This is a genomic window from Flavimarina sp. Hel_I_48 (assembly GCF_000733945.1).
Classification (GTDB): domain Bacteria; phylum Bacteroidota; class Bacteroidia; order Flavobacteriales; family Flavobacteriaceae; genus Leeuwenhoekiella.
Window position 1 is genome coordinate 699,841 of sequence record NZ_JPOL01000002.1, and the last position, 19,309, is coordinate 719,149.

Genomic DNA, 19,309 nt, shown 5'->3' on the forward strand with positions numbered 1-19,309 from the left:
TTTTCAACCAAATAACCTTACTTTTGAAGCATGAAGAACCAATTCCGACTTAATTTTGCGTGTTTTTACCCCATTTTATTGGGTTTTTTGATCATTTCTTGTAAACAGGAACCAAAAAATTCGGTCAAAGTTCCTGGCGGAAACGAAGTGGAAATAAACTATGCAACTGGTTTTGAGATCACCCACTATCCTGATTTTTCCATCATTACCGTGACCGAAGCTTTTCCCGATAGCGATAAAACATACCGCTATGCTTTAGCCAAAGACAAAAACAACGTGCCAGATTCCCTCAATGCGGATGCAGTGATCCACATCCCTGTTAAAAATATGGTCGTGACCTCAACCACGCACATCCCGTCGCTGGAAATGCTGGGCGTGGAAAATACCTTAAAAGGCTTTCCCAATCTGGATTATATTTCTTCGGAAAAAACCAGAAAATTAATCGATGCCGGTAAAATTAAGGAACTGGGACAAAACGAATCAATCAATACAGAAACCACGATCAATCTCGATCCTGATGTGGTGGTGAGTTTTGGTGTGGAAGGAGAGAATAAAGCGCTTGCTTCCCTAACCCGAGCGGGTATTCCTGTAGTTTACAATGGGGACTGGGTAGAACATGATCCGCTGGGAAAAGCAGAATGGATAAAGTTTTTCGCCGCTTTCTATGACAAACAGGAAATGGGTGATTCCATATTCAGTTCCATCGTAGCAAACTATTCTCAAATCAAAGAAAAAGTCGCCAATTCAAAAGAAAGCCCCACGGTTTTAAGCGGCGCCATGTTCAAAGATGTCTGGTATATGCCAAAAGGTGATAGCTGGGCGGCAAAACTTATTGAAGATGCGCACGGTGATTATTTATATAAGAAGACAACGGGCACGGGCAGCCTTTCCTTAAGCCTGGAAGAGGTGCTTGACACTGCCCAGAAAGCCGATTTCTGGATCGCGCCAAACTCCTTTGAATCTTATAATTCACTTCAAGATGCCAGTGCTGTTTACGCCCAGTTTGAAGCTTTTAAAAACCACAAGGTATTTGGTTTTGGTTCAAAAAAAGGAGCGACGGGAGGTTTGATCTATTATGAACTCGCTCCAAACAGGCCTGACTGGGTCCTTAACGATCTTGCCGCTATTTTGCACCCTTCGCTTTTTCCTGATTACAAACCTCATTTTTACGCGCCCCTTGAGCCATAACATAAAAAATAAAGGTTTATTTCTCACCCTGGGGCTATTTCTAATGCTCGCATTTCTGGCCAATTTATGGTTGGGATCGGTACATATTCCGCTTGTTGAAATCCTTTATGGAATCACGGGTCAGGAAGTTTCTAAAGAAGCCTGGCAGTATATTATTGTTGATTACCGCCTTCCCAAAGCGCTTGCCGCACTTATGACCGGTAGCGGACTCGCAGCCGCCGGACTCATGATGCAAACCTTATTTAAGAATCCGCTGGCGGGACCTTTTGTGCTGGGAATAAGCAGCGGCGCCAGTCTGGGCGTGGCCATTTTTATTCTGGGCGGAAGTTTTTTGGGCATTTCGGCAAGCTATTTTAGCGGAAGTTGGGGTTTGATTTTAGCTGCCAGTTTGGGAAGTTTTTTGGTACTGGCCGTGGTGGTATCGGTGGCGGCACGGGTTCGTGATGCGATGGCTCTGCTCATTATCGGGCTTATGTTTGGCAGCCTTACTTCTGCCGTAGTTAGTATTTTGGCTTATTTTAGTCCGGCGAGCGAGCTGCAGCGCTACATTTTCTGGTCTTTTGGCAGTCTGGGCGATATTTCGTGGAGCGGTATAGGGATTCTGTCCATTTGCTACGGCATGGGGATTTTAATGGCTTTCAGTATTTTAAAAAGCCTAAACAGTTTGCTACTTGGCGACCTCTATGCACAAACCATGGGAATCTCCTTGAAAAGAAATCGGCTTATCGTTATTATTGCAACAAGCATTCTCGCTGGGAGCCTCACCGCTTTTACCGGTCCTATCGCCTTTGTGGGCCTTGCCGTCCCCCACCTGATCAGGCAGTTGTTTAATACGGCAAACCACTGGGTGCTTATGCCGGCCTCGCTTATGGGTGGCGCGCTCCTTATGCTTATTTGTGATAGTATTGCGCAGGCGCCTTTTCATTCTTTTACGTTGCCCATCAATGCCATAACCTCCCTTCTGGGCGCACCGGTCGTGATCTGGTTATTGATCAGAAAAAAGAGATTGATCTTTTAATATGGACAAAAACCAACATAAAACACCCATAAATCCGGTTTTAAAGACTAAAAATCTTAGCGTGGGTTATTCCCCGAATGCGACACAAAAAGAGATTGTTTCCGGTATAACTATTTCATTCCAAAAAGGGGAGCTTATAGGGCTCGTGGGCATTAATGGTTCAGGTAAATCCACTTTGTTGCGCAGTCTTTCCGGTTTGCAGAAGCCTTTGCACGGAACGATTTTTTTAGAAGGAAAAAAGTTGGAAAGTATTTCTGCCGAAAAGCGCTCACAACTAATCAGCGTGGTACTTACCGGGCAGCCTATTTCTAAAAACCTCAGCGTTGCAGAACTTGTCGCTCTGGGCAGACAGCCCTACACCAACTGGCTGGGAAATCTCAATAAAAATGATATAAAAAGCATTAACAACGCGCTTACCGCCACCGAAATGCAGGCCTTAAAAAATGAAAAATGCCACCGTTTAAGTGATGGCCAACTGCAGCGCGCGCTCATCGCCCGCGCACTTGCTCAGGAGACGAGCCTTATCATTCTGGATGAACCTACAACGCATCTTGATTTGCACCACAAAGCTTCGGTGCTCAAGCTTTTGCAACATATTTGTACCACGACAGGAACGACCATTCTGTTCTCGAGTCATGATATTGAATTGATCCTTCCGCTCTGTGATAAAATGCTCGTGCTCCAGGAAAAAAAATGCATCATGGATACTCCTGAAAAATTAGTGGAAAATGGCACTTTTTCTGGTCTGTTTCCGAAGGAAATCATCGGTTTTGACCCGAAAACAGTCCGTTTTTACCTCAAAAAATAAGATTTATCTTAAGAATATTTGCCTGTACAAATATGTATCTTTGAAACCAAGTCTGTACTTATGAACCTATCTTTTTTATCGCTTATCGTTGCTTCCGCAGCATTGATTTTAGGGGTTTTAATAGGTTTTTTGATCGCAAATGCCAGGAAAAACGCACAACTTAGCAAACTTACCGAAAGGCTGAATTTACAAGCTTTGAATTTGCAAAAGGCAGAACGCCAACTTCAGGATATACAGGATGAAAAGAACAACCTGCTCAGTGAAACCAGCAGCATTCAACAACATCTTACGCGCCGAACGGTAGAACTGGAACACCTCAAACAGCGTATGACAGATAAAACCGGCGAACTTGAACAGCTACAGGCTCGGTTTACTAAAGATTTTGAGTTGGTCGCCAGTAAAATACTCGATGAAAAATCGACCAAATTTACCCTTCAGAACAAAGAAAACATAGATAATATCCTCAAACCCCTTCAGGAAAAAATAAATAGTTTTGAGAAAAAAGTAGAGGACACGAATAAAGAAAGTTTGGGCCGCCACGGCGAATTGCGACAGCAAATTAAAGGCCTGGCAGAATTGAACATGCAAATGAGCCGCGATGCAGACAACCTGACCAAAGCATTGAAAGGCGATTCAAAAATGCAGGGCAATTGGGGCGAGGTGATACTGACACGCGTACTTGAAAAGTCAGGATTGGAAAAAGACAGGGAATATACAATTCAGGATAGCCACGCCAGTGAGAACGGGCGCCGCCTACAAACCGATGTGCTTATTCACCTCCCCGATGGCAAAAAAATGGTGGTGGACAGCAAAGTATCGCTCACCGCTTTTGAGCGTTTTGTTTCCGAAGAGGATGAAGATCTGAAAAGGGCACATTTAAAACAACATATTCAATCCATCAAACGGCATATTGATCAATTGAGCGCAAAAAATTACCCGTATTTTATTGAAGAGAGTCCAGATACGACGTTTATGTTTATCCCTGTAGAGGCTGCTTTTGCAATAGCTTCGGCGCATGCCCCGCAATTGTATGAAATGGCGTTTGACAAACAGGTGATTATTGTCACCCCTTCTACCTTACTTGCGGCGCTACGACTGGTAGAAAATCTATGGCAAAACGATAAACAGAAAAAAAATACGCTCGAAATTGCTACCCAGGCGGGCAAGCTCTACGATTCTTTTAGTACTTTAACAGACGAACTCCTAAAGATCGACAGGCAAATGGGAACCGTTCAAAACAGTTTTGAAAACGCCCTTAAAAAGTTGACAGGAAAAGGAAATCTGGTACAACGGGTGGAAAAGTTGAAACGACTGGGTGCAAAAACCAGTAAGAGCATCGCCCCTAATTTACTGGAAAACCTCCCACAAAACCATTTAAAACCAACAGATAACAAATAAAAAACACATGAAAAGAACCCTAATTTTTATACTTGGTGGCCTTATAGTACTCTTTATCCTCTTTTTCTCATTCGTCTACTTTGTACCGTACAGTGAAGGAACGCGCGCCGGTGAACTTATAAAATTCAGTCATAAGGGATTTGTTGTAAAAACCTGGGAAGGCCAGATAAGTCAGGGCATTAGTGGTGCACAAATTTTTGATTTCACCGTGCTTGACAACAAACCGGAAGTCATTGAAAAGCTGAAGGAATATCAAGGCAGTTATGTAAAACTGAATTATGTGGAACGTTTTTCTACATTTTTTTTCTGGGGTGACAGCAAGTATTTTGTAAACGATGTTACACAGGAAAATTCACCGCACTTCAACCGAAAATAAACACGTAGTATCTTTTTCTATGCAGAAAAAATTCAAGAATATTTCTGAATCCCAGATTACCATGAGCCAGCTCATGTTGCCTTCCTATACTAATTTCTCAGGTAAAATACATGGCGGCTATATCCTGTCCTTAATGGACCAGATTGCCTTTGCCTGCGCCTCAAAACATTCCCGTAATTATTGCGTGACCGCTTCTGTAGACACAGTTGACTTTTTAAAGCCGGTAGAAGTGGGCGAACTCGTGGTATTGAAAGCGTCAGTTAATTATGTGGGACGCACTTCTATGGTGATCGGTATTCGGATAGAGGCAGAAAATATTTCTTCCGGGGAAATAAAACACTGTAATTCCTCCTATTTTACCATGGTCGCGAAAGATGACGCCGGGGATAGTGTTCCCGTTCCCGGACTTATTTTACTGACTGAAACCGATATTCGCAGGTTTGTAAAAAGCATGAAACGTCAGGAAATGAAAGGAAAGCGGAAGAATGAATTTAAGGCTACTGATTTTGCTTCAAAAGAATATCTTGAAGAACTGAAAAACCATAATATAAAAGTAGAGTATGATATCAGCTAGCAATTCAAAATAACCCCAAAAATAAAAAAACCTCCGTCTGGAGGTTTTTTTATTTTTGGGGTTATCTTAAAAACAATTCCGAAGGTTTATTCTTTCAACAAGAGCTTGAAATTGAATTTCTGTATGTTTAATTTTTAATTAGTTTTTGTGTAAATGAATCCCTGCCATTATCTACCTGCACGAGATAAATCCCCCTTTTAAGGGAACTTACTTCTACACCGTTGCGCATGGTCGCATTATTGAGACGTTCCTGTTTCACCACTTTTCCCAAAACATCAAATACAGTAATTTCCAATTCTTCACTATTGGTTTGATTTTGAAAGAAAATACGATCTTTTACAGGGTTGGGATAAATTTTAAAATCAAGCGCTTCTGCTTTTTCGGCATTCATATTTTTACTTGAGGTAATCGTCCCGAACATCGTTCCCGGATGCACGTTGCAAATGTAATCTATTACCGCAGGTTCAGTAAAAGTATAGGAATACACATAACCCTCCTGGATTATTGTTTCAGAACCGAAGTCGTTTGGAGCATCCTCGTCACTGCTTACAATGTTGTGCGGCGCCTCATTTCCCCAGATCCAACGCACGGTGTCCCCGGTTTGAATTTCCAGACTGGCATTGGTTCCATTTACATCCTGTTGCCAGGTGATATCGTACGTGGTCTGCCCAAAAGAAAAGGCAGTAAACAAAATAAAAAATAAGAGAAAAAAGGTAGTTTTCATTACATATGGGGTGATTTAACTTGATGCAAAAGTAGTCAATAGGATTACATCAAGCTAAAACCATGCCCAATTTAATACCGAATTAAGACTTGATCAGACAACCGCCTTTTCCTCCTCTTTTATTTGCTTAAATACATCTTTCTGCGTGCATATAAATCGTAAAACTCGTCATCCTTTAAATTATCAATAAAGAGGATACTCTCGCCCGTACTCTTCATTTCTGGACCTAATTTTTTATTTACTTTCGGGAATTTGTTGAAAGAGAAAACAGGTTGTTTGATCGCATAACCGTCTAAATGAGGTTTAAAATCAAAATCTTTCACCTTCTTCGCCCCTAGCATGACCTTGGTCGCATAATTTACATAAGGCTCCCCATAGGCCTTGGCAATGAATGGAACGGTACGCGAAGCACGTGGGTTGGCTTCAATGATATAAACCACATCGTCCTTAATGGCGAACTGGATATTGATCAGTCCCACCGTACCCAGCGCAAGGGCGATTTTTTGTGTATGGTCTTTTATTTGCTGCATGACCAGATCGCCCAGCGTAAATGGAGGAAGCAGGGCATGTGAATCGCCTGAGTGGATTCCGCAAGGTTCTATGTGCTCCATAATCCCTATGATATACACATCTTCGCCATCACAAATCGCATCTGCTTCGGCCTCAATAGCACCATCCAGATAATGGTCAAGTAAGAGTTTATTATTGGGTATTTTACGCAACAGGTCAACAACCGTTTCTTCCAACTCATCCTTGTTGATCACGATTTTCATACCCTGTCCACCTAAAACATAAGAAGGACGGACCAAAATAGGAAAGTCTAGCGAATCTGCTACCGCCAGTGCTTCTTCCGCGGTTTCGGCAGTATCAAACTCTGGGTAAGGAATATCATTTTCTTTCAACAACCTGGAAAAACTGCCCCGGTCTTCGGCAAGATCCAGCGATTCAAAACTTGTTCCTATTATTTTGATACCGTAACGATCAAGCTTTTCCGCCAACTTCAATGCGGTTTGTCCGCCCAGCTGAACAATAACACCTTCCGGCTTTTCATGACGGATAATATCATAGATATGTTCCCAGAAAACGGGTTCAAAATAGAGTTTGTCCGCAACATCAAAATCGGTAGAAACGGTCTCAGGATTACAGTTGATCATGATGGTCTCGTAGCCACACTCAGCCGCAGCGAGTACACCGTGCACGCAACAGTAATCAAACTCTATTCCCTGGCCTATACGGTTAGGACCAGATCCCAGAACCACAATTTTTTTCTTGTCGCTTACCTTACTTTCATTGGCAGAAAAAGGTTTACCACCTTTTAACTGCATTTGATTTTCAAAAGTAGAGTAGAAATAAGGGGTTTGCGCAACAAATTCTGCTGCACAGGTATCTACAAGTTTATAAACCCTATTGATCTGAAGTTCGTCACGTTTATTATAAACCTCGCTTTCAAGACATTCAAGCATAAAGGCGATCTGTCTGTCTGCAAAACCTTTTTGTTTTGCCTCAAGCATTAAATCTGCAGAGAGCGAATCAATATCATATTTTGTGATCTCTTTTTGAAGCGCATTCAGTTCTTCAAACTGCTTTAAGAACCACATATCAATTTTGGTAATATCATAGATACGGCTCAATGGAATGCCCATTTGTATGGCATCGTAGATCACAAATACGCGATCCCAACTGGGGTTCGTAAGCTTTTCAATAACTTCCTCGTAATTGGTCTCGCCTTTACCATCTGCACCTAGTCCGTTACGCTTTATTTCCAGGGATTGAGTGGCTTTATGAAGCGCCTCCTGAAAAGAGCGGCCTATACCCATAACCTCGCCTACTGATTTCATCTGTAAGCCTAATGTGCGCTCACTTCCCTCGAATTTATCAAAATTCCAACGTGGGATTTTAACGATAACATAATCAAGGGTAGGTTCAAAAAGTGCCGATGTGGATTTTGTGATCTGGTTATCCAACTCATCAAGCGTATAACCAATTGCTAGTTTTGAGGCGATTTTTGCAATGGGATAACCGGTGGCCTTAGAGGCAAGTGCCGAAGAACGGGAAACCCTTGGGTTGATCTCAATGGCAATTATATCTTCATTAGCATCTGGGCTTACCGCGAACTGTACATTACAACCACCAGCGAAGTCACCTATGCTGCGCATCATTTTGATTGCCATGTCGCGCATTCTCTGGTATGTGGTGTCGCTGAGTGTCATTGCCGGCGCCACGGTGATCGAGTCACCGGTATGAATCCCCATAGGATCCATATTTTCTATGGTACAGATGATAACCACATTATCGTTCTTATCGCGCAATAGTTCCAGCTCGTACTCTTTCCACCCCAGGAGGGCTTTATCAATAAGGACTTCGTGAATGGGCGAAGCCTCAAGGCCGCGCGTAAGGAGTTCATCAAATTGATCTGCCGTGTGCACAAACGAGGCACCAGAACCACCTAGGGTAAAAGACGGTCTAATCACCAGCGGAAAGCCAAATTCCTGAGCAATTTCTTTCCCTTTAAGGTAACTTCCGGCAATTTTTGCAGGTGCTACGGGAATACCTATTTTTATCATGAGATCCTTAAAAAGATCCCGGTTTTCGGTAACATTTATGGCATCTATATCAACGCCTATCATTTTTACACCAAAATCCTTCCAGATACCTTTTTCATCAGCCTCAATACACAAGTTGAGCGCGGTCTGCCCACCCATGGTAGGAAGAACGGCATCAATTTGAGGATGCTCTTTTAAGATCTTTACTATAGATTTTGTGGTAAGCGGCAATAAATACACATGATCTGCCATAGACGGATCTGTCATGATGGTTGCCGGGTTCGAGTTTATTAAAATGGTCTCTATGCCATCTTCCTTTAGGGAGCGAATGGCCTGGGTTCCAGAATAGTCAAACTCACAGGCCTGCCCTATGACGATAGGGCCAGATCCTACAATTAAAATAGATTTAAGATTTTGGTTTTTAGGCATTGTAAAAGTTGTTTTGGCTTAAAAATAAGTATGGATAGCTTATAAAAAAAGGCGTTACTTAAAAAAGTAACACCTTTATATCAACACATTGAAACATTGTGCTTATCTTTTATGTCGTAACTCAGAAGATACAGAAAGTTTTTTTCTTCCTTTTGCCCTTCTACGTGCAAGAACTTTACGTCCATTTGCAGAGGCCATACGCTCGCGAAAGCCGTGTTTGTTTTTTCTTTTTCTTTTGGAAGGCTGAAACGTTCTTTTCATTTTATATCTTCTTAGATGTTCTTACTTGCTTGCTTAAATTAAAACCGGTTTCCCGAAATTCTGGGCGCAAATATACAAAGACTTTTTTGTTGACCAAATGGAAAGTTTAAATTATTTGCAATACTTTTTCCTAACTTTGCAAACCGTTAAAAATAGTATTGGTCCTGGAGCAAAAAGCACCTGCCAATTAAAATAAACCAACCTATGTTCAATAAAAATATAAAATTAGTTCTTTTTGCCCTTGTACTTGGTCTGGCCATCTGGCAATTCATAGATCGGGAGATTGGCAACGGCATCATGCTCGTATTGCTCTCGCTAATCTTTATCGTACTCTATTTTAAGAACGAGATCATCATCCTGGCGTTTTTGCGTCTAAGGAAACAGGATTTTGATGGTGCAAAAAAATGGCTTGATAAAATTAAAAATCCAGAAGGGGCACTCACCACAAAACAACAAGGCTATTATAATTACCTTAATGGTCTTATGATTTCCCAGACCAATATGAACCAGGCAGAAAAGTATTTCAAAAAGGCAATTTCCCTGGGTTTAAGCATGGATACCGATCTGGCAATGGCCAAAATGAACCTGGCCGGAATCGCCATGGCAAAGAACAGAAAACGCGAAGCAGATACGCTCTTAAAAGAAGCGAAAAGCCTGGACAAGCACAATATGCTTGACGAACAAATAAAGATGATGAAAGATCAAATGAAAAAAGCTTCTAACATGCCAAAGCAACATTATGGCCGTGGAGGAAGGAGATAATCCTTATGCTTAAATTTTTAAATGATTTGGGATATGTTTCCATCCAAAGCATATTGACATTTTATTTTATATGTATTAAATACCCCACAGATTTTAAAATCTGTGGGGTATTTTTTTGTGTTTTAAATTTCAAATTCTAAAATAAATAACTACGTTCTCTTATGGACGTCACACTATTTTGAACGGTAGTGAATATAAAATTTGGCATCTTACACTTAGGACTTCAAAACCAAGATTATCTCTGGGATTTGTTTTACAAAATTTCTGTTTTCTCAAAATCGGACGACCAATTTAATACATTCGTTAAATCTTTAGCTTATTGGCTTAAATTCGGTAAAATCAATGTTTTTTAGTCGTATTTATCCATTTTTAGAGTAGTTTTCAAATAGTATGTACCCATTTTCTTAATTCCCAGACACCTAAAAATAACTACATATATGACCATAAAACCAGTACTTTTTATTTTATTTTTAACATCCATACTGCCAAAAAATGCCTTTTCTCAGGGTTTTGAAGGTTATTATCAATATCCAGATGTGCATGGCAACACCGTGGTTTTTTCAGCAGAAGGAGATCTCTGGACGGTGCCCTTAACTGGCGGAACGGCGCAACGCCTTACCACGCATGCTGAGGAAGAAAGCTACCCTAAAATTTCTCCAGACGGTAAAACCCTGGCCTATACCGCCAGTTATGAAGGTCCTGATGAAGTTTATACCATGCCCCTCGCCGGTGGACTTACACAACGTTGGACCTATGAGAGTGATGCTTCTCTTGTAAATGGGTGGACGCCCAGTGGCGATTTAGTTTATGATACACGGGCATACGCCACGCTTCCAGATCGCCAATTGGTGAAAATTAATTTAAAGAGTAAAAAGATAGCACGCGTTCCATTGAGCCAGGCAAGTGAGGCCAGTTATGATAATACGGGCGAGATCGTATATTTTGTACGGCCATCGTATCATGGCAACGTAACCAAGCGTTATAAAGGTGGCACCGCACGTCAAATCTGGAAATTTATAAATGGCAGTGCGGAAGCTGTGAAACTTACAATAGATTACGACGGGGAAAGCCACCACCCCATGTGGCATGAGAACCGTGTTTATTTTATAAGTGACCGCGATGGGATTATGAATATCTGGTCTATGACAGATACAGGATCAGATTTTAAACAGCATACCCATCATACTGGTTTTGATATTCGCTATGCTTCTCTAGATAACAATACTATTGTATATCAATTAGGTGCTGACTTATGGAATTACAACCTACAGACTGATAAAACCCATAAAATTAATATCACCCTGGCTTCAGATCTGGATCAGCTGCGCGAAAAATGGGTAGATGATCCAGAAAATTACATTACCTCAGTCAATCCTGATAAGGACGGCACCCACGTTGTGATCACCGCCCGCGGAAGGGTTTTTGTCGCTCCAGTTGATTCGGGTCGCTTTGTTGAATTTACCGATAAAGAAAGTGTACGCTACCGGGATGCCAACTTTTCGGCAGATGGAAAACAGATTATCACATTGTCCGATGAAAGTGGTGAATTCGAATTCATCCGTATGCCGGCCAATGGGATGAACCCTTCAAAAGCAATTACCAGTGATGGGAAAGTCCTGCGCTTTGGCGGAGAGCCGTCTCCCGATGGGAAATGGCTCGCTTACGATGATCTGGAAAACAACATGTTCATCCTGAATCTTGAAACGGGCAATAGTAAAAAAATATCCACTACAGAAGAAGGTATTTATTCCTATTCCTGGTCCCCTGACAGCAAATACCTGGCTTTTTCGCAGGTTGCAGAAAATACCATGGCTCAGGTTGAAATTTACGGTATTGATGATAAAGAAACATTTCCCATCACCACAGACCGCGCCAATAGCCGTTACCCGCAATGGAGCCCTGACGGAAAATTTATTTATTTCCTTTCAGACCGTAATTTTAATACTCTCGTAGGAGCGCCATGGGGCAGCAGACAACCAGAACCCTTTTTTGACGCGAGTGAGAAACTCTATCATATTGCCCTTCAAAAAGTTACCCGCTCCCCTTTTAGATCCAATGACGAACTTTTCACGGATAAAATGGACAGCGATGCTGACACTGAAAAAGAAAAGAAAAATGATGAGGAAGAGGAAAAACCAGACGTAAAAAGCAAAAAGGTAGTCATTGATAAAGAAAACATCAGCGAGCGCATTGCTGAAGTACCCATACAGCCAGGCAATTATCGTGGCCTGCAAGTGACTGAAAAAGCTATTTACATGCTCTCTACAGCTACAGGGGCTGACGCAAAAACGAACCTCATGGCCTTAAAAATTGACAATGAAGAAATTAAATTGAAAACCCTGGTAGAAGATCTCAGCAGTTTTGACCTTACGGAAGATGGCACAAAAATGCTAATCAGCAAAAACAAAGATTATTATATGGTGCCGGCGGGTACAGATGCGATCAATGAATTGAGCAAGAATAAAATAGACCTGAGCAGCTGGAAGTTTTCCATCGTACCCAAAGAGGACTGGAAACAGCTTTTTACAGATGCCTGGCGTATGGAACGTGATTATTTTTACGATAAGAATATGCACGGCGTCAACTGGAAAGCGATGTATACTAAATACCTGCCGCTCGTAGATCGTATTACCACACGTAGCGAACTATCAGATTTAATAGGTCGTTTTGTGGGCGAACTTGCTGCTTTGCACACGAGCGTTCACGGTGGTGACCTACGTGATGATGATACAGATATAGGTGTCGCAGATCTTGGTGCACGTTTTAGCAGGGATGAGGCTGCCGGCGGGTTCAAAATTGAGCACATCTATAAAGCAGATCCAGATTATCCTGATGAGCGCGCACCCCTGGATGATCCTTTTCTTGATATTGAAGAAGGGGACATAATCACAAAAATTAATGGAAAACCTACCTTGAGTGCAATAGACCTTGGTGAACTCATACGCAACAAAGCCGGCAAACAAGTTCGGTTGCGCGTGAGCCGCGAGGGTAAAACCAGAGATATGATCGTCGTACCTATAGCCAATAGTTATAGTCTGCGCTACCGTGACTGGGAATATTCCCGTCGCCGTCAGGTAGAGAAACAAACGAATGACAATGTGGGCTATGTACATCTGCAAGCCATGGGCAGTAACGATATCAATCAATGGTACCGCGAGTTTTACCCGGTTTTCAACCGTGCAGGCCTTATTATTGATGTACGGCATAACCGCGGGGGAAATATTGAAAGTTTTATTCTTGAAAAATTACTCCGCCAACCCTGGATGTACTGGAAAGGCCGCGCTGGCAAACCTTACTGGAACATGCAGTACGCCTTTAGGGGTCATATCGTGATTCTGGTAGATGAGCATACGGCATCAGATGGTGAAGCGTTCGCGGAAGGCTTTAAAAGGCTCAAGCTGGGTACCGCAATAGGAACGCGCACCTGGGGCGGTGAGATCTGGCTGGGCAATAGCAACCGGTTGAGCGACAACGGACTGGCCAGGGCACCTATGAACGGTGTGTATGGGGAAGAAGGCACATGGTTAATCGAGGGACATGGTTTTGAACCTGATATTGAAATTGTCAATCTTCCCCATGCTACTTTTGAGGGAAAAGATGCGCAATTAGAGGCTGCAATAGATTTTCTCAAGGAGCAAATTGCTAAAGATCCTCGGGAAGTACCGGCACCACCTGCCTTTCCAGACAAATCATTCAATAATAAAAAATGAGGGTTTCCTAACGCTTTCTTTTAATGATAAGAAATTTCAAAAAATGAACAGACTTCACATCCGCTTCTTTGCTATTTGCCTTCTAACGCTCTTTGTCTATGGATGTAAAAATAGGGATCAAAAAACGCAACCTAAACAGGTTGAAGTGCTGGAATTAACTATTCCCGATATACATACAGCATATCGGGAAGGCCAATTTACCAGTGAAGATCTGGTAAAAGCGTATTTGAACCGCATCAAGACGCTGGATACGTTTACAAATGCAATTACGACAATCAATCCAGATGCCCTTAAAATTGCCCGGGAACAGGACTCACGCTATGCTTTAAGCGGAAACCTGCTTCCTTTGCAGGGTATTCCCATTGTGATAAAGGATAATATAAATACCAAAGGGCTTGCCACAACCGGCGGTTCACGTGCACTTCAGGATTTTATTCCTGAAGAAAACGCTTTTGTGGTTCAGAAACTAATTGATGCCGGGGCTATCATTCTAGCAAAGACCAATATGGCGGAATGGGCCTTTAGTCCCATGCACACCGAAAGTTCTACAGCGGGCACTACCCGCAACCCCTATAATTTAGACTACGTGCCGGCAGGATCCAGTGGCGGTACGGCCGCAGCGGTTGCCGCCAATTTTGCTGTAATAGGCCTGGGTACAGATACCGGAAATTCCATCAGGGGGCCATCAGCTCATTGCGATCTTGTGGGCTTCCGTACCACTTTAGGATTGATAAGCCGAAGCGCGATCATTCCACTATACCTGCGCAACGATGTGGTAGGTCCCATGGGCAGAACGGTTGAAGACGCTACCAAAATTATGCAGGTCATGGCCGGAATCGATCCTAAGGATCCCATAACCGTAAATTCCGAAGGAAAAATCCCGGGAAATTACACTCAATTTCTTCTAAAAAATGGCTTAAAAGGTGCTAAAATCGGTGTTTTAAGGCAATTAAGTGACCATAATCCAGACCCCGAAGTTCATGAATTATTTGAAAAAGCCTTGAATGATTTAGATTCCCTGGGAGCGCAGGTTGTAGATGACGTTACTATTCTAAATTTTGAGGTGTTGAGACAAGATCAATGGTGCTCTGTGTTTAAAAATGATGTTGAAAAGTACCTGGCCACTTATGTTAAGGATGAAAGTATGCAAACCATACAGGATATTATTCGTGTAGGCAGCAGTTCTGATTTTGCCAGGCAGCGCCTTGATGCTTCCGCGGAAAGCGATAAGGCAGGTGATACAATTAATACCGCGTGCGGCGATGCCTATCATGATACGCGTCGCATTGCTTTTCGGGAAGCTATAGAAAAAACGATGGATTCCCTGCAATTAGATGCCCTGGTATACCCCAGCTGGAATAATAAACCAGCCACGATCGCCCATTTTCAGGAAGAATACAAAGGCGATAACAGTCAGGTGATCGCTCCGCATACCGGTCAGCCAGCTTTTACGGTGCCCATGGGTTTTACTGAAGGAAATTTACCGGCTGGTATTCAGTTTCTGGGCAGGATGTTTTCAGAACCCGTCCTGATTAAACTTACCTACGCATATGAGCAAGGCACCCTTCACCGAAAACCTCCCAAACTTCGTAGCATGGAAAGTGCTACGGAGTAGAACATAGCCCGGCGTGATGTTAACCAACCTAAATCTTCTATAAAGCAATAGCCAATTTCAAAACTTTTTTAAACTTAGTTTTAAAATTGGCTATTTGGTAATCAGTAATCCTCAAAATAGAAAGAAAGCAGCTCTTTTCAAGAAGTAACAAAAAGTCATTTTCTGCAACTTCTGGTATTTTTAGTTCCCCACTGCCGGACTATAATATCCACTTTTTGGTATTTCTATAAAGTACTCTTTACCGGAAGAATTATTTAGGTGATCCTCCCGCAACCAGGGATTGTGGATTTTCAGGATTTTATAGTTGATATCATAACCCTGCGCAAACTTCACAAAATTGGTTACTGCGGTATCTACTTTGACTTTGTATGTAGGTACTTCCTGGTAAAGGTCGTCCTGCGTATAATTAAAGCCAAACTTAGCCGGATCTCCCATAATCTCTTTTAAAGCTAATATCCTGAACACATAACGACCGGTTTCTTCACCTAAAAGCAGATCGTAATAACTAGCTACATCTTGTTCCTCTAGACGTCTGTCAATACCTCTGTTCCCAGCATTATATGCAGCGGCGGCAAGCGTCCACGTGCCCCATTTCTTCTTGGAATCCTTAAGATATTTACAGGCAGCCACTGTTGCTTTTTCCACATTATAACGTTCATCCACATTATCATTCACTTCAAGTCCCAGATCTTTACCGGTACCCGGCATGAGCTGCCAAAAACCACGTGCGCCTGCCGGTGAAACAGCATGCGTGAGTCCACTTTCTATTACTGCCAGATATTTAAAATCGTCTGGTATCCCTTCTTTTTTGAGGATAGGTTCTATAATGGGAAAATATTTATTGGCCCGCTTTATAAGCAACAGTCCATTAGATTGCCAGTATGTATTTACCAGTAATTCCCTGTCCAGACGCTCCCGTATGTCAGGATCATTGAGTGGAGCTGGCTCGCCGGCAAAATTGACAGACTTGGGCAATGGGATGGCATACACATTATAGCCCTGTACAAGGTTTTTAGGATTTCCTTCCTGAGATTTAGCTTCTGTTTTTTGAACCTGTCCAGCATCCTGAGACGTGGTATTATTGGAAATTGGGGCATCCTGTACGGCCTGCACGGAAAATAGCGCGACTGCGACAATTCCTACACCCGCAAATATTGATTTGATCGCTTTCATAGTTAAAATTTCTTTAATGCAAATTACTGATTATTTTCTATAATTCGAGGTATGTTCTCATTAAACCACTTCCATTTTGTAATGACCATAATGTGGGTTCCGGAAGGTATGGTCACACACTCCCCAATGTATTTATGAGGAAAAACAGGGTCAGCATCCCCGTGTATATGCACGATTCCCTCTGGCGCGTCATTTTGTTCCCAGCAAAGCAATTCGCGTATTGCCCATTTTAAATAATGTGGATCATCAACCGAAAGATATTTTTTATACAGTTCCAGGCGGTATTCTATCTTTTTATTGGGTGCGTATTTTGACCAACTTTTCATACTTTTTGCCAGACTCACCGGTATAATGTTATACAATTTAAACTTCCTGGATAAACGCATTCGCCTGGGCAGTTCAAATTTTGTTTTGACACTACTTATGATGATGAGTTTTTTAACCGGAATAAGTTTGGCCATTTCCTGTACGATCACTCCGCCAAAACTTACCCCTATCAGCACAGGGTTTTCATGCGCAATATGCTCGGTCATACGCTGGGCGTACTGGACAATAGTCTCTCCAGTTTTGGGTATTTCCCAGCGCAGCAAATAGATCTTGTACTGCTCAGGGAATTTCCAGGATTCAAATATTTCTGGACTTGCGGCCATACCCGGCATCAGATAGACAGGTGTTATCATATTTATATTTTGGTCTTTAACACTCACTGTTATTGAAAAACCGTTAAATTTCTGTAAATTTACGGAAGCACAAACGTTAAAAAATAGTACCAACTACTTCAAATCCAAAAAAACCATCTGTTAACGTAATTAATCTTTAAAACAAAAGATATGGCTGTGATAAGCGAAATTGAACTGACCGATAATGAATTTTTGAGACAATTTGAAACTACTTTTGATGGCAAATTAGCCAAAATCGAATATGCCCTGCAAGATCGGAAAATCTTTCTGACCAAAATCAAAATGCCCGAAGGAAGCGAAGAGCATATGAACGATTTTATCATCACCGTTTTCAAAGAAGTAGAAGACAGGGAAATCAGACTGGTTCCCACCTGCCCGGAAATCGCAAAATTTATGCGCTCTAATCGTAGAAAGTACAAAAAACTGCTTCCGGTAGGAATCAATATCTAATTTCTCACGCATATACAAACCTGCTTTCTCAACACTTGTATCGATAAGTAACTGGCGATTATTAAGAAGAAACAACCACTTATTATCGAAAAACAACCTAAAAAACACTAAAAACAGCTCAATTTGACTAAAACAGGTCTTTTGAGCTGTTTTTTTATGCCATAACCCCTTGGTTTTCTTCAGTAAAAGAAAAGCGCAGGAGCCCATCCTCATCTATTTCTTTTAACTGAACTTCATGCGTAGTATTTACCAGCGCAGGATCCCAGGGTGTTTTCACTTTTACATAATTTTCGGTAAAACCGTGTATAAAGCCTTTTTTGTTCTCCCCCTCAAAAAGGACCTCGTGGGTAGAATCCAACTGTGATTCATAAAAAGCCCGGCGCTTCTTGGCAGAAAGGCCACGGAGCATTTTACTGCGTTTTTTCCTCTTTTTTAAGGAAATCCTGCCTTCCATAGTTGCGGCGGGGGTATCGTCCCGTTCAGAGTAGGTAAAAACATGCAAATAGGAAATATCCAGTTCCTGCAAAAAAGTATACGTATCCAGAAAGTGGGCATCAGTTTCCCCGGGAAATCCCACGATGACGTCCACACCTATACAACTGTCTGGCATTAGTTTCTTGATACGGTTCACGCGATCCACGTAAAGTTCACGACGATAACGCCGGCGCATCTTACCTAACATTTCATTATTGCCACTTTGCAGGGGAATGTGAAAATGAGGTACAAAAGCCCTGCTCTGAGCAACCACATCTATTGTTTCATCTTTCAATAAATTAGGTTCAATACTTGAAATGCGCAAACGTTCAATGCCGTCTACCTGATCAAGTGCTTTTACAAGGTCCAGAAATGTATGCTCATGTTTTTTGTTGCCAAATTCCCCTTTCCCGTAATCCCCTATATTCACTCCGGTAAGTACGATCTCCTTAATGTCCTGTGCCGCGATTTGCTCTGCATTCCTGACTACATTTTGCAATGTATCGCTTCGCGATATACCGCGCGCAAGCGGAATCGTACAATACGTACATTTGTAATCACAACCATCCTGAACTTTCAAAAAAGCCCGTGTACGATCCCCTATGGAATAAGAACTCACATAAAAATCGGCATCCTGTATCTCACAGCTATGCACTTCGCCAAAATCATTTTTACTAAGGTCATTGAGATATTGCGTGATCTTAAATTTCTCGGTAGCGCCCAGTACGAGGTCCACGCCATCCACATCGGCAAGTTCTTCAGGCTTGAGCTGGGCGTAACATCCCACCGCGGCCACAAACGCATCTGGATTTACACTTTGAGCCTTTTTTACGATACTTTTAAAACGCTTATCGGCATTTTCGGTCACGCTGCACGTGTTGATCACGTAAATATCTGCCGGTTCACTAAAATCTACCCTTTCAAAACCTTCATCCCTAAAATCGCGTGCGATCGTAGAGGTTTCCGAAAAATTAAGTTTGCAGCCCAGGGTATGAAATGCCACTTTTTTACCAGAGGTACTCATTTTACTCGTTGTTTTTTTGGTTACATTTGCGCCTTGTTAGCGCTTTTATTGCGCATGAAACACAATTAAAATCAGCTGTTTTTTACCTTACTGCAAAGGTAG

At 42.1% G+C, this 19,309-nt stretch carries 16 protein-coding genes; 10 read left to right on the top strand and 6 right to left on the bottom strand.

Annotated features, from left to right (window positions below; genetic code table 11):
• Positions 1-30 precede the first annotated feature (30 nt).
• From P162_RS03210 to P162_RS03235, 6 genes are read left to right on the top strand one after another with little or no spacing between them, the layout of a single operon-like run.
• Positions 31-1,188 (top strand): ABC transporter substrate-binding protein, encoded by a 1,158-nt coding sequence (locus P162_RS03210; protein ID WP_051907756.1) that lies wholly within the window; start codon positions 31-33, stop codon positions 1,186-1,188.
• Positions 1,178-2,206, top strand: coding sequence for an iron chelate uptake ABC transporter family permease subunit (locus P162_RS03215; protein WP_031425792.1), 1,029 nt, complete (start codon positions 1,178-1,180; stop codon positions 2,204-2,206). The genes P162_RS03210 and P162_RS03215 overlap by 11 nt, the downstream gene beginning before the upstream one ends.
• A gap of 1 nt (position 2,207) precedes the next feature.
• On the top strand, positions 2,208-3,014 hold the full coding sequence (locus P162_RS03220; protein WP_031425793.1) for an ABC transporter ATP-binding protein: 807 nt from the start codon (positions 2,208-2,210) through the stop codon (positions 3,012-3,014).
• A 60-nt stretch (positions 3,015-3,074) separates the two neighbouring features.
• A complete protein-coding gene (gene rmuC, locus P162_RS03225; protein WP_031425794.1) occupies positions 3,075-4,412 on the top strand; it encodes a DNA recombination protein RmuC in 1,338 nt (445 codons plus the stop codon).
• A gap of 7 nt (positions 4,413-4,419) precedes the next feature.
• On the top strand, positions 4,420-4,788 hold the full coding sequence (locus tag P162_RS03230) for a hypothetical protein (RefSeq protein WP_031425795.1): 369 nt from the start codon (positions 4,420-4,422) through the stop codon (positions 4,786-4,788).
• A gap of 19 nt (positions 4,789-4,807) precedes the next feature.
• Complete coding sequence (locus tag P162_RS03235) at positions 4,808-5,362, top strand: acyl-CoA thioesterase (protein ID WP_031425796.1); 555 nt, start codon at positions 4,808-4,810, stop codon at positions 5,360-5,362.
• Between the two features lie 127 nt (positions 5,363-5,489).
• Here P162_RS03235 and P162_RS03240 read toward each other — a convergent pair whose 3' ends face one another.
• The 3 genes from P162_RS03240 to rpmH all read right to left on the bottom strand — a co-directional run bounded on the left by P162_RS03240 (position 5,490) and on the right by rpmH (position 9,319).
• Positions 5,490-6,086, bottom strand: a complete 597-nt coding sequence (locus P162_RS03240) for a T9SS type A sorting domain-containing protein (protein WP_031425797.1) — start codon at positions 6,084-6,086, stop codon at positions 5,490-5,492.
• A gap of 119 nt (positions 6,087-6,205) precedes the next feature.
• Complete coding sequence (gene carB / locus P162_RS03245; RefSeq protein ID WP_031425798.1) at positions 6,206-9,058, bottom strand: carbamoyl-phosphate synthase large subunit; 2,853 nt, start codon at positions 9,056-9,058, stop codon at positions 6,206-6,208.
• A 102-nt stretch (positions 9,059-9,160) separates the two neighbouring features.
• Positions 9,161-9,319, bottom strand: a complete 159-nt coding sequence (rpmH, locus tag P162_RS03250) for a 50S ribosomal protein L34 (RefSeq protein WP_031425799.1) — start codon at positions 9,317-9,319, stop codon at positions 9,161-9,163.
• Between the two features lie 204 nt (positions 9,320-9,523).
• On the opposite strand from rpmH, the gene P162_RS03255 reads away from it, so the two are divergent.
• The 3 genes from P162_RS03255 (at position 9,524) to P162_RS03265 (ending at position 15,406) form a co-directional block, all read left to right on the top strand.
• A complete protein-coding gene (locus P162_RS03255) occupies positions 9,524-10,081 on the top strand; it encodes a hypothetical protein (RefSeq protein ID WP_031425800.1) in 558 nt (185 codons plus the stop codon).
• Positions 10,082-10,518: 437 nt separating this feature from the next.
• A complete protein-coding gene (locus P162_RS03260) occupies positions 10,519-13,791 on the top strand; it encodes a S41 family peptidase (RefSeq protein WP_031425801.1) in 3,273 nt (1,090 codons plus the stop codon).
• Between the two features lie 43 nt (positions 13,792-13,834).
• Complete coding sequence (locus P162_RS03265; RefSeq protein ID WP_031425802.1) at positions 13,835-15,406, top strand: amidase; 1,572 nt, start codon at positions 13,835-13,837, stop codon at positions 15,404-15,406.
• A gap of 180 nt (positions 15,407-15,586) precedes the next feature.
• Here the strand turns inward: P162_RS03265 and P162_RS03270 are convergent, their stop codons facing one another.
• Complete coding sequence (locus P162_RS03270) at positions 15,587-16,579, bottom strand: lytic transglycosylase domain-containing protein (protein WP_031425803.1); 993 nt, start codon at positions 16,577-16,579, stop codon at positions 15,587-15,589.
• Positions 16,580-16,602: 23 nt separating this feature from the next.
• The gene (locus P162_RS03275; protein WP_031425804.1) at positions 16,603-17,259 is read right to left on the bottom strand and encodes an alpha/beta fold hydrolase; all 657 of its coding nucleotides are present in this window, start codon (positions 17,257-17,259) and stop codon (positions 16,603-16,605) included.
• 150 nt (positions 17,260-17,409) lie between these two features.
• Between P162_RS03275 and P162_RS03280 the strand changes: the two genes are divergently transcribed.
• Complete coding sequence (locus P162_RS03280) at positions 17,410-17,709, top strand: GNAT family N-acetyltransferase (RefSeq protein ID WP_031425805.1); 300 nt, start codon at positions 17,410-17,412, stop codon at positions 17,707-17,709.
• A 154-nt stretch (positions 17,710-17,863) separates the two neighbouring features.
• Here the strand turns inward: P162_RS03280 and mtaB are convergent, their stop codons facing one another.
• Positions 17,864-19,207 (bottom strand): tRNA (N(6)-L-threonylcarbamoyladenosine(37)-C(2))-methylthiotransferase MtaB, encoded by a 1,344-nt coding sequence (mtaB, locus tag P162_RS03285; RefSeq protein WP_031425806.1) that lies wholly within the window; start codon positions 19,205-19,207, stop codon positions 17,864-17,866.
• Positions 19,208-19,309 lie beyond the last annotated feature (102 nt).

Coding starts and splice junctions, on each gene's coding strand:
- P162_RS03210 (WP_051907756.1), top strand. CDS start 31: ATGAAGAACCAATTCCGACTTAATTTTGCGTGTTTTTACCCCATTTTA.
- P162_RS03220 (WP_031425793.1), top strand. CDS start 2,208: ATGGACAAAAACCAACATAAAACACCCATAAATCCGGTTTTAAAGACT.
- rmuC (WP_031425794.1), top strand. CDS start 3,075: ATGAACCTATCTTTTTTATCGCTTATCGTTGCTTCCGCAGCATTGATT.
- P162_RS03230 (WP_031425795.1), top strand. CDS start 4,420: ATGAAAAGAACCCTAATTTTTATACTTGGTGGCCTTATAGTACTCTTT.
- P162_RS03235 (WP_031425796.1), top strand. CDS start 4,808: ATGCAGAAAAAATTCAAGAATATTTCTGAATCCCAGATTACCATGAGC.
- P162_RS03240 (WP_031425797.1), bottom strand. CDS start 6,086: ATGAAAACTACCTTTTTTCTCTTATTTTTTATTTTGTTTACTGCCTTT.
- carB (WP_031425798.1), bottom strand. CDS start 9,058: ATGCCTAAAAACCAAAATCTTAAATCTATTTTAATTGTAGGATCTGGC.
- rpmH (WP_031425799.1), bottom strand. CDS start 9,319: ATGAAAAGAACGTTTCAGCCTTCCAAAAGAAAAAGAAAAAACAAACAC.
- P162_RS03255 (WP_031425800.1), top strand. CDS start 9,524: ATGTTCAATAAAAATATAAAATTAGTTCTTTTTGCCCTTGTACTTGGT.
- P162_RS03260 (WP_031425801.1), top strand. CDS start 10,519: ATGACCATAAAACCAGTACTTTTTATTTTATTTTTAACATCCATACTG.
- P162_RS03265 (WP_031425802.1), top strand. CDS start 13,835: ATGAACAGACTTCACATCCGCTTCTTTGCTATTTGCCTTCTAACGCTC.
- P162_RS03270 (WP_031425803.1), bottom strand. CDS start 16,579: ATGAAAGCGATCAAATCAATATTTGCGGGTGTAGGAATTGTCGCAGTC.
- P162_RS03275 (WP_031425804.1), bottom strand. CDS start 17,259: ATGATAACACCTGTCTATCTGATGCCGGGTATGGCCGCAAGTCCAGAA.
- P162_RS03280 (WP_031425805.1), top strand. CDS start 17,410: ATGGCTGTGATAAGCGAAATTGAACTGACCGATAATGAATTTTTGAGA.
- mtaB (WP_031425806.1), bottom strand. CDS start 19,207: ATGAGTACCTCTGGTAAAAAAGTGGCATTTCATACCCTGGGCTGCAAA.